Consider the following 17,250-nt stretch of genomic DNA (forward strand, 5'->3'; position numbering starts at 1 on the left):
CGGTCACCACTGTGCGCCGATCAGGCGCGGCTCCGGTTCGATCGGTACGCCGAACTTCTCCAGCACCGACGCGGAAATGCGCCGCGCCAGCGCCAGCAGCTCCGCACCCGTGGCGTTGCCATGGTTGACCAGCACCAGCGCGTGCTGCGGCGACACGCCGGCGTCGCCCTCGCGGAAGCCTTTCCAGCCGCACGCCTCGATCAGCCACGCGGCCGACAGCTTGCGCCGGTTGTCCTGGTCGGCCGGGTACACCGGCAGCTCGGGGAACTGCTGCAGCAGCACGTCCACCTGTTCCAGCGGCAGCACCGGGTTCTTGAAGAAGCTGCCGGCGTTGCCCAGCACGTCCGGGTCCGGCAGCTTGCGGCGACGGATCGCGATCACCGCGTTGGCGACGTCAGCCGCGACCGGCAGCTCCACGCCCATCGCCTGCATTTCCTCGGCGATGCCCGCATAGCCCAGGCGCAGGTCGTGCAGCAGCGGCAGGCGCAGTTCGATGGCGGTGATCAGGTAGCGGTCGGGCGCGTGTTTGAACACGCTGTCGCGGTAGCCGAACGCGCAGGCTTCGGCATCGAAGCGCACCCATTCGCCGGTCTCGCGATCCCAGGCGTCCACCGCCTGGATGAATTCGTCGACCTGCACGCCGTAGGCACCGATGTTCTGGATCGACGCGGCACCGCAGGTGCCGGGAATCAGCGCCAGGTTCTCAAGCCCGGACAGCCCGTTCTGCAGCGACCACATCACCAGCCCATGCCAGTTGACCCCGGCACCGGCGCGGACCACGGTGTAGTCGGCCCGGTGCTCCAGTTCTTCGATGCTGCGGTTGGCAAACACCAGCACGGTGCCGGGCACGTTATCGGCGAGCAGCACGTTGCTGCCGCTACCCAGTACGAGCAGCGGCTTGCCCGCGACGTGCGGATGGGCCAGCACCTCGGGCAACAGGGTCGGGTCGTGCAGTTCCAGCAGCTGTTCGGCGCTGGCGTCGACATGGAACGTATTGAGGGCCTTCAGCGAGGCATTTTCGGTCAGCGACCAGGCAGGCATTGCAGTACTCACAGGGGGGCCACCGCGCCGCGGCTGGGGGCTTCGCGACGACGGCGGATGGCCTCGACGCAGTCTTGCACCAGGGCAGGGCCCCGGAAGATCAGGCCGCTGTAGCACTGCACCAGTGCCGCGCCGGCGGCCATCTTGGCCACGGCATCGGCACCGGACTGGATGCCACCGACACCGATCAACGGGGTGGATTCGGGCAGGCGCGCGCGCAGGCGGCGCAGCACCAGGGTGGACTGGCCCAGCAGCGGCGCGCCGGACAGGCCGCCGGCTTCGCTGGCCCGCGGATCGCCGGCCACTGCGCTGCGGTCGATGGTGGTGTTGGTGGCGATCACGCCGTCGACCTTCAATTCGCCGAGCACGCGCGCGGCGGCGTCGATGTCGCGGTCGCTCAGGTCCGGGGCGACCTTGACCAGCATCGGCACGCGCTTGCCATGCCTGGCCGCCAGCGCTTCCTGGCTTTCGCGCAGCTGCGAGACCAGCTGGCGCAGCGCGGTTTCTTCCTGCAGTTCGCGCAGGCCGGCGGTGTTGGGCGAGGAGATGTTGACGGTGATGTAGTCGGCCAGCGGATACACCTTCTGCAGGCAGTGCTGGTAATCGTCGAACGCCTGCTCGTTGGGGGTGTCCTTGTTCTTGCCGATGTTGATGCCCAGCAGGCCGTCGCGACGCTGGGCGCGTTCCACGTTGCGCACCAGCGCATCCACGCCCTGGTTGTTGAAGCCCATGCGGTTGATGATCGCCTGGTGCGCAGGCAGCCGGAACAGGCGCGGCTTCGGGTTGCCTTCCTGCGGTCGCGGGGTGATGGTGCCGATCTCCACGAAGCCGAAGCCGAGCGCGAACAGCGCGTCGATGTGCTCGCCGTTCTTGTCCAGCCCGGCGGCCAGGCCGACCGGATTGGGGAAGCGCAGGCCGAATGCGTTGGTCGGCAGCGGGGCGGGGCGGCGCGCCATCAGCGGCGTGGTGCCGGTGCGATAGGCGAGTTCCAGCGCACTCAGGCCCAGGCCGTGGGCGCGCTCTGCGTCCAGCGAAAACAGGAAGGGTCGGGCAAGCGAGTACATGGCGTCCAGTCAGTCCAGCGTGCCGACGAAGGCACGGGTTTGGTATTCAAAAGCAATCTTGCCATCCACCGCATGCGCGTCGAACAGCTGCTGCAGCGCCTCCAGCATCGTCGCGTGGCGCGGGTGTCCCGGCGGGGGCGCGTACGACGACGACAGCAGGCGGCCACGCAGGCCGTCGGCGTCCATGGTCTGCGTGTTCGGGAACTGCGCGATGCCGCGCAGGCCGTCGCCGAACCACGCACGCATGGTGTCATCGTCCTGGTAGCGCTCGGCCACCTCGGTGTAGTCGGTCCCGAACTCCAGCAGCAGCTGCTCGTAGCCGACCAGGAATGGTGAGGCGTCGAGCAGGCGCGAGTTCCAGAACACCAGTGCCATCCCGCCCGGATGCAGGATGCGCGACCATTCGCGGTGCACGGCGGTGGTGTCGAACCAGTGGAAGGCCTGTGCGGCGCTGACCAGCCCGACGCTGTCGTCGGCCAGGGTGGTGGCTTCGGCGGTGCCGTCCACCAGTTTCAGGCGCAGGTACTCATGGGCCAGCAGCGCCTCGGCCGCCTCGCGCATCGGCGCGTTGGGCTCGACCGCGATCACCGGGTGGCCGCTGGCCAGGAACAGCCGTGTGGAAATGCCGGTGCCGGCACCGATGTCGGCCACCAGGGTCTCGGTCGGCACGCCGATCTCGCGATGCAGCCAGTCCAGCAGCGCCGGCGGGTAATCGGGACGGTAGCGCACGTAATCGGCTACGCGGTTGCTGAAACGTCCGGTGGGATCCGATCCGCTCATGGGCACCTCACGACTGCAGGGAAACGAACCAGGCCAGGCCACCGAAGAACATGATGATGGCGAGCACGGCCAGCACGCTGCCGATCACCACCACCCAGCCCATGATCAGGCCGGCCAGCGCCAGGCCGTCGCCTTCCAGCTCCAGCGGGCGGCGCCGGATTTCGGCGCGGGCCATGTGCCCGGTGATGATGGCCACCACGCTGCCAAGGAAGGGAAGGGCGGTCCAGCCGAGGATGCCGGCGATCAGGCTGATCAGGGCCATCGGGCTGGTTTGACGCGGCGGAAGGCTCATGCGGCTCCTGGGGGATGGGGCGGACAAGGGAATGATAGGGCCAGAGCCGACGTTATCCCATCAAGACCTGCCCACCATCGACATTCAAGGTATGGCCGGTGATCCAGCGGGCCAGCGGCGAGCACAGGAACAGGGCCGCGTCGGCGACCTCCTGCGGGTGGCCGAAGCGGCCGAACGGGATCTTGGCCAGGGTGCCGTGGTACAGCGCCGGGTCTTCGCTGCGGCGGCGCGCCCACAGCCCGTCCTCGAACTCGATCGAGCCCGGGGCGATGGCGTTGACGCGGATCCGGTGCGGGGCCAGCGCCAGGGCCTGCGAGGTGGTGTAGTGCATCAGCGCCGCCTTGGCAGCGCCATAAGGCGCCGCGCCGGGGCGTGGTTGCTGCGCGGCGATCGAAGCCAGGTTGAGGATGCAGGCGTCGCTGGACTGCTGCAGCCAGGGCAGGGCCAGGCGCGAGGCGCGTACGGCCGACATCAGGTCCACGCCCAGGCTGGCTTCCCAGCCGGCTTCGTCATCGGACATGCCGTAGCCGGTGGCGTTGTTGATCAGGATATCGATGCCGCCCAGCGCGTTGGCGGCGCTGGCCAGCCAGCGTTCGATGTCCTCCAGGCGGGCCAGGTCGGCCGTTTCGGTGTGCATCGGGACGCCCAGCGCGGCGGCGTCTTCGCGCAGCGCGGCCAGGCCCGGTTCACCCCGGGCGCAGACCGACACCGCCGCGCCAGCCGAGGCAAAGGCCAGCGCCATGGCGCGGCCGATGCCCTTGCTGCCGCCGGCCACCAGTACCCGGCGGCCGCTGAAGTCGAGCGCGTGGCTCACAGGTCGAACTTGATGCCCTGGGCCAGCGGCAGCGAATCGGAGTAGTTGATGGTGTTGGTCTGGCGGCGCATGTAGACCTTCCACGCATCCGAACCGGACTCGCGGCCACCGCCGGTGTCCTTCTCGCCACCGAACGCACCGCCGATCTCCGCACCCGAGGTACCGATGTTGACGTTGGCGACGCCGCAGTCCGAACCGGCTGCCGACAGGAAGCGCTCGGCGGTCTTGAGGTTGGTGGTGAAGATCGACGAAGAAAGGCCCTGCGGCACGCCGTTCTGCATGTCGATGGCTTCGTCCAGGGTGCTGTACTTCATCACGTACAGGATCGGCGCGAAGGTTTCGTGCTGCACCACTTCGTCGCTGTTCTTCAGGCCGGTCACGATGGCCGGCAGCACGAAGTTGCCAGCGCGGTCGATGCGCGTGCCGCCGGTTTCCACGGTGCCGCCGCTGGCCTTGGCCTTCTCGATGGAGGCCAGGAACTGCTGCACGGCGCCGTCGCTGTTGAGCGGGCCCATCAGGTTGGCCGGATCGGTCGGATCGCCGATCTTGCCTTCGACCTGCTTGTACGCCTTGATCAGCGTGGCCAGCACGTCGTCGTGGATGGATTCGTGCACGATCAGGCGGCGGGTGGTGGTGCAGCGCTGGCCGGCGGTGCCGACCGCACCGAACACGATGCCCGGGATGGCCAGCTTCAGGTCGGCGGTTTCATCGAGGATGATCGCGTTGTTGCCGCCCAGCTCGAGCAGGCAGCGGCCCAGGCGGTGGGCGACCTTCTCGGCGACCTGGCGGCCGACCTGGGTCGAACCGGTGAAGCTGATCAGCGGCACGCGCTTGTCGGCCACCATCTTCTCCGACAGTGCCGTGCCTGCATCGTTGATCAGGAAGAAGATGTCCGGGAAGCCGGCGCCACGCAGCGCGTCATTGCAGATCTTCATCGAGGCAATGGCGGTCAGCGGGGTCTTGTTGGACGGCTTCCACAGGCACACATCGCCGCAGATCGCGGCGAGGAACGAGTTCCAGGCCCACACGGCGACCGGGAAGTTGAACGCGCTGATGATGCCGACCAGGCCGAGCGGCTGGTACTGCTCGTACATGCGGTGGCCGGGGCGCTCGGAATGCATGGTGTAGCCGTACAGCATGCGGCTCTGGCCCACCGCGAAGTCGGCGATGTCGATCATCTCCTGCACTTCGCCGTCGCCTTCCGGCTTGCTCTTGCCCATTTCCAGTGCCACCAGCGAACCCAGCGCATCCTTGTTGGCGCGCAGCGCTTCGCCGCACAGGCGCACGGCTTCGCCGCGGCGCGGGGCCGGGGTGGTGCGCCACACCTTGAAGGCTTCCTGGGCGCGCGCCACGATGGTTTCGTAGTCGGCGTCGGTGGTGGCATACACCTGGGCGATGGCTTCACCGGTGGTCGGGTTGACCGGGGTGATCACGCCGGCGTCGGTGGCGGTGGACCACTCGCCGTTGCCGAGGTAGGTGCCAGCGTTGGTCGCGTCGAGGCCGAGCGCCTTGAGCAGGTCAGAGGACATGCAAACTCCTGTTGCGGATCGAAAAAGGGCGCAGCCGCTGGCAGGGTGGGGGATGCGGCATGCAGACCCCTCATTCTATCAGGACGCCCGCCGGGGCATTGCCGCAACGCCACACGACCGGTCCGGGGCCGCTACAATTGCGGTCATTGTTCGCCCCCCAGGAATCTGAATGAACGTTACCGTTGCAGAAGGCGTCGTCGTCGGGAATCGGCTCCCGTTCGTGCTGTTTGGCGGCCTGAACGTCCTCGAAGACCTCGATTCCACCCTGCACGCGGCCGAGCACTTCACCACGGTCACCCGCAAGCTGGGTATCCCGTACGTGTTCAAGGCTTCGTTCGACAAGGCCAACCGTTCCTCGATAGCGTCCTATCGTGGCGTGGGCCTGGACGAAGGGCTGCGCATCTTCGAGGAAGTGAAGCGCCAGTTCGGCATCCCGGTCATCACCGACGTGCACGAAGTGGCCCAGGCTGCGCCGGTGGCCGAAGTGGTCGACGTGCTGCAGATTCCGGCCTTCCTGGCCCGCCAGACCGACCTGGTGGCCGCCATCGCCGGTACCGGCCGTGCGGTCAACATCAAGAAGCCGCAGTTCCTGAGCCCCACGCAGATCAAACACATCGTGTCCAAGATCCGCGAGGCTGGCAACGAGAACATCATCCTGTGCGAGCGGGGTTCGCAGTTCGGCTACGACAACCTGGTCGTGGACATGCTGGGCTTCCGCGAAATGATCGAATCCACCGGCGGCCTGCCGGCGATCTTCGACGTCACCCACAGCCTGCAGCGTCGCGATGCGGGCAGCGAAGCCTCCGGCGGCCGCCGCCGCCAGGTCGCCGAGCTTGCCCGGTCGGGCATGGCGCTGGGCCTCGCCGGCCTGTTCCTGGAAGCCCACCGCGACCCCGACCACGCGCGCTGCGACGGCCCCAGCGCCCTGCCGCTCAGCGCGCTGGAACCGTTCCTGGCCCAGATCAAGGCCGTGGACGAACTGGTCAAGGGCTTTACGGAGCTGGATATCCGCTGAGGCCAAAGGCCCTGCGCGGCGGGATCGGCCTTGGTCCCGTCGCTGAATGTGGGTATCCTTCACAGCTGCACGCACGCAATGTGCCTGCAGCCAGCGGCCAGGCCTCGCGCCTGCACCGCCCATTGGCCCCGTAGCTCAGCTGGATAGAGCGTCCCCCTCCTAAGGGGAAGGTCGCCCGTTCGAATCGGGCCGGGGTCACCATTCTGAAAGGCGTCAGGGCCCGTAGTTTTACCGGCCGCACACCAGTAGTTCCTCAGACGTCGCACTCGCACCCGCACGGTCAGTATGGGGCTTCCAATTCAGCGGATGTGGCCCATGCAAGGCGATGATCAAGCAGTGGCGCCCGGCGCCGGGATTCCCGGGCCTGTGCCCGGCACTCGGCTGACCGAGGGCTATGCGCGGGCAGTGGCCCGGGACGTGTATTTCTGGGCCTGGCCGCTGGTCAACATCTATAACCGGCGGGTGAACTTCCAGGCGCTGCCCGGGCCCGGGCGGCTGGGCGGGGTGCTGCCAGCCGCGCCGCCGAACCAGCTGAGCATGCTGACCGACTATGTGTCGCCGAGCGAGCGGGAGGTAGCCTGTCCCAATCAGGACGTGGTGTACGGCGGCTGCCCCTTGGCGCTGGATGTGGAGCCGGTGGTGGTGCAGGTGCCGGACTTCGGCTCGCGGTTCTGGGTGTACCAGGTGGTGGATACGCGCACCGACAGCTTTGTCGAGCTGGGCGCCATGTACGGAACCGAACCGGGGTTCTACCTGCTGGTGGGCCCGCACTGGCAGGGTGAGCCGCCACCGGGCATCCGCCAGGTGTTCCGCAGTACCACCAACAGCGGCTACGCGATCCCGCGGGTGTTCCTGGACGATACATCCGAGGATCGGGAGCAGGTGCAGGCGCTGCTTTCGCAGATGGGCATTTACCCGTTGTCGCAGTTCGATGGCACGGTAAAGACGCGCGATTGGCATGCCACGCCGGACTTCCCCGCACCGCCGCCGCAACCGGACGGCAGTGAGGCACCCAAGGTGGATCCCACCACTTTCTGGGACGAGCTCCCGACCGTGCTCGCCGATACCACGCCGCTACCGGGTGAGGAAGCCCAGTACGCCAAGGCGCTGGCCCTGATCGAGGCGGCTGCGCGCGATCCAGCATTGAAGGCGGCGATCACCGACGAGGCGGTGCACACCGAGCGTGCGCTGATCGCGCCCCTGCTGGAGTTTCGCAACTTCGGAATTCCGCTGGCCGCGCACTGGTCGACGGTGCGCAATGGTGCGCAGTTTGGTACGGACTATTTCACGCGTACGGCGGTCGCCAAATCCAATATCTACGTCAACAAGCCCAACGAGGCGACGTACTTCTACCAGGACCTCGATGCGAACGGTGGGCGCCTCAACGGCAGCCGGCGCTATACCGTGACTTTCCCGTCAGGCGAACCGCCGGTGCGCGGCTTCTGGTCGCTCACGCTGTACGACGCGCAGCATTTCTTCGTGCCCAATGCGGCCAACCGTTTTTCGCTGGGCACGAAGAACAAGGACCTGGTACACAACGCCGATGGCGGCATAACGCTTTACGTGCAGTCCGAGCCACCGGCTGATCCCGCATTGCGGCCGAACTGGTTGCCGTCGCCGGCGGATGCGGCGTTCTCGCTGTACGTGCGTACCTACTGGCCGGATGCGGCCATCCTCGATGGCGACTGGTCGCCGCCCGCTGTGCAACCCGAAGGAGCTGCGCCGTGAATCGCATTGCCTGCACTGCCTTGGCTGTCGTCGTGTGCGGCGCACTGGCCGGATGTAACCGCACCCCACCCGAGGCGACGCCGGTTGCGGAAACGCCACCCGCGACGGCGGCTGCACCGCCTGCCAACACGCCGGCCTATACCGACCAGGACATCAGTGACGCCTGGATCTACCTGCTGGGTCGCCTGCTGGTACTTCGCCAGCAGAAGGCCGACCTCGCCGAGGGCATGCAGTGGAACCAGATCACCCACCGCAAGCCGGGCGCGGTGGAGTGGCCGAACCCGAACCTTGACGTGGCCTATTCCGAAGCCTGGGTGGCGCTGGACGAAAGCAGCTGCACCATCGTGACAGTGCCCAGAATCACAGGCCGCTATTACACCGTGCAGTTCCTCAACGGATGGGGCGAAACGCTGGCCAACATCAATGAGCGCACCCAGGCGCAGCGTCCGTCGGGCGAGTTCGCGGTGTGCCTGAAGGGGGCGAATGTCACGCTTCCTGCGGATGTCGTGCGTATCGATGTGCCTGCACGTTACCTGCGGATGCTGGCGCGGGTAGAGCTGGGCGACAACTGGGACCAGGCCGTGGCGCTGCAGCAGAAGTTCACGCTGCGCGCGACCGGCACGCCGGCGACACCTGCGCTGCCGGAAGTCGCCAGCTTCGACCAGCAGCACCTGCCCGGCGTGGAGGCGTTCGACAAGGCAGCCGCAGTGCTGGACAGCGAGCAGGATCTCAATCCTGGCATGGAAGCAGTGGCGGCCAAGGCGCGTTCGATTGGTGCAGCCATCCAGGACCCCGCCGAGCGCACGCGCGTGGACAAAGTTGTGCGCGAAAAAGCGCATGCTGACCTGGCCAAGGCCTCGCCGACAGTAGGGCATGGCACGCTGAAGAACGGCTGGGCACGGCCGTCGGTCGCGGGTGAGTATGGGAATGACTGGCTGGGACGCACCCTGGTGAACCTGGGTGGGATCTGGGCCAACAACATGGATGCGGTGGTGTACTACAAGGGCAACCTTGACAGCACCAACACCCAGCTCAATGGCGATCACAGCTACACCATGACGTTCCCGAAGGATGCTTTGCCCGCGTCGTTCGCCGATTACTTCTGGTCCGTGATCGCGGTCGACCCGGTCTTCGCACGGGTTCTGCCGAATCCGAAAAAACGCTTCCTGCTCAATCGCGAGTCCGGCCTGAAGTACAACGCGGATGGTTCGTTGACTCTGTACTTTGGCGCGGAGAAGCCCAAAGACGCACCTGACCCGAACTGGCTGCCGACGCCAAAGGGTAAGGACTACCGGCTCACGTTCCGGTTCTATGGACCCATCGGCGGGGTCAAGGACGGCAGCTACTTCCCGCCGCCGCTGATCCGCAGCGACACGTGACGCAACAACGCCCCGTGCACACGTCCGTCGCCGGGGTTTTACAGCGGTCCTGTCAGCGTGGCCTCAACGCCATAGCACAGGACCCCGCATGACTCTCCACGCGACACCTCTTGAGTTTCCCTGGCAGTCCACCGGCCAGGTGCCAGCGCCCCAGCCGGAACCTGTCGCGCCGGAGCCGCCCGTAGAAGCGCCGCCGCCGAATGAACCTCCCGTGCAGGAGCCGCCGACCGAGGCTCCCCCGGAAGGGGATCCTTCGCCGGATCGGCCGCCGCTGGAAGCGCCCGAGCCGCCCAAGCCGCTATAGGTTGTTCGCTCTTCTGCGCCGCACTCGTTGCGGCGTTTTTGTTTCAGGTTGAACCGGTGCGTGATGACGACGTCTCCATGTAAATACACATCAATAACCTGGTCTTTTCGCAGCAAAGACATCACTTAACGCTGCGATTCGAGGTCACGCCGACTTCATTCCCGATGCGGAAAAGTGGATTCACCCCGACACGGGTCATCCAGAATTTTTCACCAGGAGTAGAAATCAGTGAGCACCGAATCCAAGACCGCGCACACCCTCAATGACCTGATCGAAATCGCTCGTGACGGCAAGGACTTCTACACCGAAGCCGCCGGGAAAGTGAAAGACACCGAGCTGTCCTCGCTGTTCACCCGCATCGCCGGGGTCAAGGCCGACATCGTCAACTCGCTGAGCAGCACCGTGCTGGCCACCGGCGGCAAGCCGGCCGAGCACGGCACCATGGTCGGCTCCATGCAGCAGTTCTACGGCAAGGTCCGCGCCACCCTGGGTGACACCCAGTACGGTTACGTCGCCGAACTGGAAGAATCCGAAGACCGCCTGCTGAAGGCGTTCAAGGACACCCTTACCGACAACGACACCCCGCCGGCCGCGCGCCAGGAAGTCACCCGCCTGCTGCCGCTGGTGCAGGAAACGCATGAAGTCATGCGCGCCCGCAAGCATGCCATGAAGCATTGATCGAGAGGCGGGCGGCCCCACGCCGCCCCGCCTGTCGGGCGCCCCGGTTCAGCCGGGGCGTCTGCGTTTCCGGCCCGCTCCGCCTTCCAGACCCCGGCGTACGGCACCTGCGGATATGGTGCATACTCGATTTTCGATATCGCTGGGAATGCACATGGAACACATGCGTTGGCTCACGCTTCGTCTTGGCAACAACCAGTCCATCGGACCGCAGGTGCTGTTGAATCTCTGGTCCAACGCGTGCGAGACGAACCAGTCGTCTGTCACCCGAGACAAACCGGTGGGCCGCTCCACCGCGTATGCGCTGCATGCGCCCACCTCGCTGGCGTATCCCAAGCGCGCAGAGCTGCGCATGCGCAAGCTGCTCGAAGAGGCCGGCTACACCTTCACCATGGGTTCTCTGGCCGATCGCCCGGCGCCGCAGCCGGTGCGTTTCCGCTGAGGGTGCTCAGCCTGCCAGCGGAAGGACGCGGCGCATGATCCGGACCGGCACGCCGGTGCGATGGGTCTGTCGCTCCAGCGGTTCCCAACCGAGCCGTTTGTACAGTCCGCCATCATCGTGCTCGGTCTGCAGGAACACTTCGCGCACGCCGTAGCCGCGCGCTTTCTGCATCAGCGTTTCGATCATCGCGCTGGCCAGGTCATGGCCGCGGTGCTCCGGCGTGACGAACACGCCGCCCAGCCAGTGCAGCCGCTGCGGGTGCTCGGTGCGTTCGTGGAATTTCAGCTGCGCGGCGGCAATGGGGGTGTCGTCCTGCATGGCCATGAGCAGCATCGGCAGCTCGTTGTCGTGCAGGAACACCTCCAGCCGCTGCTGCTCGTCATCGAAGGTGTGCCCGGGCACGCGGGCGCCCCAGGTATCGAAGTACCAGTGCGCAACCGTGGGCATCAACTGCGGGGCCTGGCTCAGGGTCAGGAATTTCATTCAGTACTCCCTGTACAGAACGTCGGGTGTTCCGGCGCGACAGGCCCGTTATACCACCCACTCCTTGGGCCTCTACCGTGACGCGTTGCAGGTTTCTGCAACCGCGCGCAGACTGCGGAGCATGTCTTCACCTGCTTTCAACCTTCGCCAGTATGGCCGCGCCTCCAGCGTGGACCGCCACGCCTTCGCGCAGTGGGTGGTGCCGGTGCGCGGTGAACTGGCGTTCGAGCTGGAAGGGCGGGGCGCGCGGCTGGATCTGCTGCAGGGCGCGTTTGTCGCACCGATGGCCGGGCACGCACAGACCGCCTCGGATGACGACCGTTTCCTGATCGTCGACTGCCCGGCCGAAATGTTCGATGACGACACCCTGGAGTGCCTGCAGCGACAGCCGGTGTTGGCGCTTCCGGCCCGGGTGCGCAGCATGGCGCAGCGGCTGGGCACTGTGGTGGGCGAACCGGTGGACGCGACGTTCGTGCAGGCGGAGCTGCCCGGATTGCTGCAGGCGTTTTCGCTTGCAGGCAGCGCCACCCGGCTGCAGGCGGTGTGTGCGCGCATCGAGGCGAATCCGGGCCAGGCCTGGCCGGTAGAGCGCATCGCTGGCGAAGTAGGGGTGAGCGGCAGCCGCCTGCATGCCCTGTTCCGGCAGGCGTTCGGGCTCAGTCCTCAGGCCTGGTTGAGCGGCAGCCGCCTGCGCTGGGCCCGGGGGCGGCTGGCGGACAGCGATGTGCCGATCGCCGCCATCGCCCAGCACGCCGGGTATTCCGAACAGAGCGCGCTGACTCGCGCCCTGCGCCGGGAATGGGGCATGACCCCGGCCGACTACCGCCGCCGCTTTCGCCCCTCGCAGTAGCCTGGGTCAAGATCGCCAGCACGGCGGTCCCTACACTGGGGCGGACTTTCTGTTGCCGGGCGCGTGACCCCTGATGAATCGTTCGATGGGCGTGGGTATCGCCAACGGTATTGCCGCCGGTGCGTTGTGGGGCGTGGTGTTCCTGGCCCCGGCGGTGCTGAGCCATTTCAGTGCGGTGCAGCTGTCGGCCGGGCGCTACCTGGTCTACGGCCTGATCGCCGTGGTGCTGCTCGCCCCCCGCTGGCGCGAGCTGCGCCAGCGCATCGGCATGGCCGAATGGCGCGGGCTGCTGTGGCTGAGCCTGGCCGGCAACCTGGTGTATTTCGTGCTGCTGGCCAAGGCCGTGCAGTGGGCGGGCGGGGCGGCCGCGTCGCTGATCGTGGGCCTGATCCCGGTGGTGGTGACCGTGGCCGGGGTGCGTGAGCAGGGCGCGGTACCGCTGCGCCAGCTGGCGCCGGCGCTGCTGCTGTGCCTGGTCGGGGTCGCGCTGGTCGGGTATGAGGCGATGCAGTCCGAACACGCGCAGGGCACGGCCAACCAGCGCTTGTTCGGCCTGCTGTGCGCGATCGGGGCGTTGTTCTCGTGGGCGGTCTATTCGATCGGTAACAGCCGCTGGCTGGCGCGGCGGCCGGACCTGTCCGGGCACGACTGGTCGCTGTTGACCGGGGTCACCACCGGCGCGCTGGCGTTGCTGCTGGTGCCCAGCGCGTTCTTCGTGCGCGGACCGGCACATGCACCGGTCGACTGGCTGTGGTTCTGGGTGATCAGTGCCGGCGTGGCGGTGGTGGCGTCGGTGGTGGGCAACGCCTGCTGGAACCGGGCCAGCCGCAACCTGCCGCTGACCCTGACCGGGCAGATGATCGTGTTCGAAACCCTGTTCGCGCTGCTGTACGGGTTCGCCTGGCAACAGCGCTGGCCCACGGAGATGGAAAGCCTGGCCATCGTCTGCCTGATCTCCGGCGTGCTGCTGTGTGCCCACGCGCACCGGCCGCCACGTGCGGTGGCCGAACACGCTGGCTGAGTCCGTTGCGCGGCCTGGATGGTCACATTCGCAACTTTTTGCGCGACGATACCCGCTGATCGACGCAATCGGCTTTTTGCAGTGCAGCACTTGACAAGCGGTGCGTCGGCGTAGTTTTCTTGGCCCATGGTCCTTGCCGCCGCCACCGCCGAACTGTTTGCCACTGCCTCCCACGGCAGCGGTCGCAGCGCTGCGCCGGCCACCGGTACCACCACGATTACCACCGTCACCACTCGCCTGGTGCGGCCCGTCGTCTTCGCGTAATTTCCGAACACAACGGCCCCGCACCAGACCAGGTTGCGGGGAGTCTCCTTCAGCCTGAATGACGCGGGGCCTCGACTCGAGGTCAGCATGTCCATCGTCGCCGCTTCACCCGATGCCGCTGCATCGCCCGCACCGTCCTCTCCGCTGCAGGCCGCCACCGCCACCGTTGTGCACAAGTTCGGTGGCACTTCCGTGGCCGATGCCGACCGTTACCGCCACGTGGCGCAGTTGCTGCTTGCGCGCGATGAAGCGATGCAGGTCACCGTCGTTTCTGCGATGAAGGGCGTCACCGACGCGCTGATCGCACTGGCCGGCGCGGCCGCGGACAATGCACCGCAGTGGCGCGATGACTGGCACGACCTGCGTGCACGCCATCGGGGCGCGGCGGTGGCGCTGCTCGGCGAACATGCCGGCGACACCGTGGAATGGCTGGATGCGCGCTTCGACCACCTGGCCGAAGTGCTGGGTGCGCTGGCGGTCATCGGTGAGCTGCCGGCCGAAGTGCTCGACCGTGTGCAGGGCCTGGGCGAGGTCTATTCCGCGCATCTGCTGGGCCACTACCTGCGCAGCATCGGCGAGGACTGCGCGGTGCTGGATGCGCGCGAGGTGCTGGTGGTGGACCGTGGCGAGCTCGGCGTGGATGTGGACTGGGTGCAGAGCGCGCAGCGGCTGGCGAGTTGGCGCGAGGCCAACAGCGCGGCCCGCGTGGTGGCGACCGGCTTCGTGGCGCGCGATCGCCGCGACCGCGTGACCACGCTGGGGCGCAACGGCAGCGACTACTCCGGCGCGATCTTCGCGGCCCTGTTCAATGCCGATGAACTGCATATCTGGACCGACGTGGACGGCGTGCTCTCGGCCGACCCGCGCGTGGTGCCCGAAGCGGTGCAGCTGGAAGCACTGAGCTACGACGAAGCCTGCGAGCTGGCCTACTTCGGCGCCAAGGTGGTGCACCCGCAGACCATGTCGCCGGCGATCGAGCGCGGCCTGCCGATCATCATCCGCAACACCTTCCACCCCGACCATCCCGGCACCCGCATCACCGCCGAACGCACCGCCTCGGGTCCGATCAAGGGGCTGACGCTCAGTGCGGACCTGGCCCTGCTCAACCTGGAAGGCACCGGCCTGATCGGCGTGCCGGGCACGGCCGAACGCGTGTTCGCCGCGCTGCGCAACGCGCACGTGTCGGTGGTGATGATCTCGCAGGGCTCATCGGAGCATTCGATCTGCTGCGTGGTGCGCCAGGCCGAAGCGCAGCGGGCGCGGGACGCGTTGCTGCACGCCTTCGCGCATGAGCTGAGCCTGGGCCAGGTGCAGCGCGTGCAGCTGACCGACAACGTCAGCGTGCTGGCTGCGGTGGGCGACGGCATGGCGGGGCAGCCCGGCGTGGCCGCGCGCCTGTTCGAGTCGCTGGGGCGCGCGCAGGTGAACATCCTGGCGATCGCGCAAGGCTCGTCCGAACGCAACATCTCGGTGGCGGTGGACAGCCACCATGCGACCAAGGCGCTGCGTGCCGCGCACGCCGGATTCTGGCTGTCGCCGCAGACGTTCTCGGTGGGGGTGATCGGTCCGGGCAATGTCGGGGCGGCGCTGCTGGACCAGCTGCTGGCCGCGCAACCCACGCTGCTGACCCGTGCCAACGTCGACCTGCGGCTGCGTGCAGTGGCGTCGCGCAGCCGCATGCGGCTGGATGCGCGCGGCGTGTCCGGCGACTGGCGCGCTGCGCTGGCCGGCGAGGCGCAGGCGACCGACCTCGACCAGTTCACCGACCATCTGCTGTCGGCGCACCTGCCGCATGCGTTGATCATCGACTGCAGCGGCAGCGCCGAGGTGGCCGACCGCTATGCGGGCTGGCTGCAGGCGGGCATCCATGTGGTGACACCGAACAAACAGGCCGGCGCCGGTCCGCTGCCGCGCTACCACGCCATCCGCGACGCGGCGGCGGCCAGCGGTGCACGCTTCCGCTATGAGGCGACGGTGGGCGCTGGCCTGCCGGTCATCACCACGCTGCGCGACCTGGTCGACACCGGCGACGAGGTGCTGGCCATTGACGGCATCTTCTCCGGCACGCTGGCCTGGCTGTTCAACAAGTACGACGGCCAGGTGCCATTCTCCGAATTGGTGGCGCAGGCGCGCGGGATGGGCTACACCGAGCCGGATCCGCGCGACGACCTGTCCGGCGTGGACGTTGCGCGCAAGCTGGTGATCCTGGCGCGTGAAGCCGGGCGCGAGCTGAGCCTGGAACAGGTCACCGTGGAAAGCCTGGTGCCCGAAGCGCTGCGCGCGAGCAGCGTGGACGGCTTCATGGCGGGACTGGATTCGGTCGATGCGGTGTTTGCCGAACGTCTTTCCGGGGCGCGCGCACGCGGTGCGGTGTTGCGTTACGTGGCCCGCCTGTCAGCCGATGCCGCGCAGGTGGGGCTGGTGGAGCTGCCGGCCGACCACGCCTTCGCCAACCTGCGCCTGACCGACAACGTGGTGCAGTTCACCACGCGCCGTTACTGCGAGAACCCGCTGGTGGTGCAGGGGCCGGGCGCCGGTCCGGAGGTGACTGCCGCCGGCGTGTTTGCCGACGTGCTGCGGGTGGCCGCCGGTGAAGGAGCGCGTCTGTGAGCGAGGCAGTGCAAAGGCAGGCCCGAGCGTTTTCGCCGGCCTCGGTGGGCAACGTGGCGGTGGGCTTCGACATCCTCGGCCATGTCATCGCCGGGGTGGGCGATACAGTGACGGTGCGCCGCACGCAGGCACCGGGGGTACGCATCCTCGCGATCCGTGGCACCACCGTGGACCTGCCATTGGACGCGGCCGACAACACGGCGGGTGCGGCGCTGCTGGCATTGTGCGATGCACTCGCGCTGCCGTTTGGCTTCGAACTTGAAATCGACAAGGGCATCGCACTGGGTTCCGGCATGGGCGGATCGGCGGCGTCGTGCGTGGCCGCGCTGGTGGCGGCCAATGCGCTGCTGGACGCGCCGCTTTCGCGCGAGGCGCTGTACCCGTTCGCATTGACCGGCGAAGCGGTGGCCAGCGGCGGCCGGCATGGCGACAACCTGGGGCCGATGCTGCTGGGCGGGCTGGTGCTGAGCACGGCCGACCGGCTGGTCCCGATCCCCGTACCCGCGCACTGGCACAGTCTGCTGGTACACCCCGACGCGGTACTGGAAACCCGCCGTGCGCGTGCCGCGTTGCAGGGCAGCTATGCATTGCCGGAATTCGTGGCGCAGAGCGCGAACCTCGCGCTGGTGCTCAGCGGGTGCTTCCGGGGCGACGCGGACCTGGTCCGCGCCGGCCTGCGCGACGTGCTGGTGGAGCCGCGCCGCGCCGGGTTGATCGTAGGCTTCGCAGCGGCACGCGACGCGGCGCTGGCCGCCGGTGCGCTGGGCGCCAGCATCTCCGGCGCCGGGCCGAGCGTGTTTGCCTGGTTCGACAGCGAAGCGGCGGCACGGGCGGCACAGGCGGCGGTGCAGGGCGCATTCGCCGAGGCCGGGTTCGACAGCCAGGCCTGGGTTTCTCCGTTGAACGCGCCCGGCGCCTGCCTGCTGTGAGCGCGGCTTCCTTCCCTATTCCAGGAC

At 67.7% G+C, this 17,250-nt stretch carries 16 protein-coding genes and 1 tRNA gene; 10 read left to right on the forward strand and 7 right to left on the reverse strand.

The features are described from left to right. Positions 1–3 precede the first annotated feature (3 nt). Genes murB through amaB form a run of 6 tightly spaced genes read right to left on the reverse strand, consistent with a single transcriptional unit; the run spans position 4 to position 5,520 of the window. Positions 4–1,041, reverse strand: a complete 1,038-nt coding sequence (gene murB / locus HGB51_RS00070; RefSeq protein WP_084738922.1) for a UDP-N-acetylmuramate dehydrogenase — start codon at positions 1,039–1,041, stop codon at positions 4–6. Positions 1,042–1,049: 8 nt separating this feature from the next. Beyond that, the gene (locus tag HGB51_RS00075) at positions 1,050–2,105 is read right to left on the reverse strand and encodes a quinone-dependent dihydroorotate dehydrogenase (RefSeq protein ID WP_070207730.1); all 1,056 of its coding nucleotides are present in this window, start codon (positions 2,103–2,105) and stop codon (positions 1,050–1,052) included. 9 nt (positions 2,106–2,114) lie between these two features. After that, on the reverse strand, positions 2,115–2,885 hold the full coding sequence (locus tag HGB51_RS00080; RefSeq protein ID WP_070207729.1) for a class I SAM-dependent methyltransferase: 771 nt from the start codon (positions 2,883–2,885) through the stop codon (positions 2,115–2,117). A gap of 7 nt (positions 2,886–2,892) precedes the next feature. Then, positions 2,893–3,177 (reverse strand): DUF4190 domain-containing protein, encoded by a 285-nt coding sequence (locus HGB51_RS00085; protein ID WP_070207728.1) that lies wholly within the window; start codon positions 3,175–3,177, stop codon positions 2,893–2,895. Positions 3,178–3,229: 52 nt separating this feature from the next. Continuing rightward, positions 3,230–3,991: an SDR family NAD(P)-dependent oxidoreductase gene (locus tag HGB51_RS00090; protein WP_070207727.1), complete on the reverse strand. Its 762-nt coding sequence runs from the start codon at positions 3,989–3,991 to the stop codon at positions 3,230–3,232. Next, positions 3,988–5,520: an L-piperidine-6-carboxylate dehydrogenase gene (gene amaB / locus HGB51_RS00095; protein ID WP_070207726.1), complete on the reverse strand. Its 1,533-nt coding sequence runs from the start codon at positions 5,518–5,520 to the stop codon at positions 3,988–3,990. The genes HGB51_RS00090 and amaB overlap by 4 nt, the downstream gene beginning before the upstream one ends. A gap of 169 nt (positions 5,521–5,689) precedes the next feature. Between amaB and kdsA the strand changes: the two genes are divergently transcribed. The 6 genes from kdsA (at position 5,690) to HGB51_RS00125 (ending at position 11,066) form a co-directional block, all read left to right on the forward strand. Next, a complete protein-coding gene (gene kdsA / locus HGB51_RS00100; RefSeq protein WP_070207725.1) occupies positions 5,690–6,535 on the forward strand; it encodes a 3-deoxy-8-phosphooctulonate synthase in 846 nt (281 codons plus the stop codon). 124 nt (positions 6,536–6,659) lie between these two features. Beyond that, positions 6,660–6,736: transfer RNA gene (locus HGB51_RS00105), tRNA-Arg, on the forward strand. Positions 6,737–6,850: 114 nt separating this feature from the next. Beyond that, a complete protein-coding gene (locus HGB51_RS00110) occupies positions 6,851–8,263 on the forward strand; it encodes a DUF1254 domain-containing protein (RefSeq protein ID WP_216666698.1) in 1,413 nt (470 codons plus the stop codon). Then, positions 8,260–9,642, forward strand: coding sequence for a DUF1214 domain-containing protein (locus HGB51_RS00115; RefSeq protein ID WP_070207724.1), 1,383 nt, complete (start codon positions 8,260–8,262; stop codon positions 9,640–9,642). Before HGB51_RS00110 ends, HGB51_RS00115 begins: the two co-directional genes overlap by 4 nt. A gap of 532 nt (positions 9,643–10,174) precedes the next feature. Further along, positions 10,175–10,624, forward strand: coding sequence for a PA2169 family four-helix-bundle protein (locus tag HGB51_RS00120; protein WP_070207723.1), 450 nt, complete (start codon positions 10,175–10,177; stop codon positions 10,622–10,624). 154 nt (positions 10,625–10,778) lie between these two features. Then, positions 10,779–11,066: a hypothetical protein gene (locus HGB51_RS00125; RefSeq protein ID WP_084738920.1), complete on the forward strand. Its 288-nt coding sequence runs from the start codon at positions 10,779–10,781 to the stop codon at positions 11,064–11,066. A gap of 6 nt (positions 11,067–11,072) precedes the next feature. On the opposite strand, the gene HGB51_RS00130 is transcribed toward HGB51_RS00125, so the two are convergent. Next, entirely contained in the window at positions 11,073–11,549 is a 477-nt protein-coding gene (locus tag HGB51_RS00130; RefSeq protein WP_070207721.1) for a GNAT family N-acetyltransferase, read from the reverse strand. Between the two features lie 121 nt (positions 11,550–11,670). On the opposite strand from HGB51_RS00130, the gene HGB51_RS00135 reads away from it, so the two are divergent. The 4 genes from HGB51_RS00135 (at position 11,671) to HGB51_RS00150 (ending at position 17,223) form a co-directional block, all read left to right on the forward strand. After that, positions 11,671–12,399 (forward strand): AraC family transcriptional regulator, encoded by a 729-nt coding sequence (locus HGB51_RS00135; protein ID WP_070207720.1) that lies wholly within the window; start codon positions 11,671–11,673, stop codon positions 12,397–12,399. Between the two features lie 73 nt (positions 12,400–12,472). Further along, the gene (locus HGB51_RS00140; protein WP_070207719.1) at positions 12,473–13,420 is read left to right on the forward strand and encodes a DMT family transporter; all 948 of its coding nucleotides are present in this window, start codon (positions 12,473–12,475) and stop codon (positions 13,418–13,420) included. A 351-nt stretch (positions 13,421–13,771) separates the two neighbouring features. Then, positions 13,772–16,294: a bifunctional aspartate kinase/homoserine dehydrogenase I gene (gene thrA / locus HGB51_RS00145; RefSeq protein WP_070207718.1), complete on the forward strand. Its 2,523-nt coding sequence runs from the start codon at positions 13,772–13,774 to the stop codon at positions 16,292–16,294. Next, positions 16,291–17,223 (forward strand): homoserine kinase, encoded by a 933-nt coding sequence (locus HGB51_RS00150; RefSeq protein ID WP_256123602.1) that lies wholly within the window; start codon positions 16,291–16,293, stop codon positions 17,221–17,223. The genes thrA and HGB51_RS00150 overlap by 4 nt, the downstream gene beginning before the upstream one ends. Positions 17,224–17,250 lie beyond the last annotated feature (27 nt).

The sequence above is a fragment of the Stenotrophomonas bentonitica genome (assembly GCF_013185915.1).
Lineage (GTDB): Bacteria > Pseudomonadota > Gammaproteobacteria > Xanthomonadales > Xanthomonadaceae > Stenotrophomonas > Stenotrophomonas bentonitica.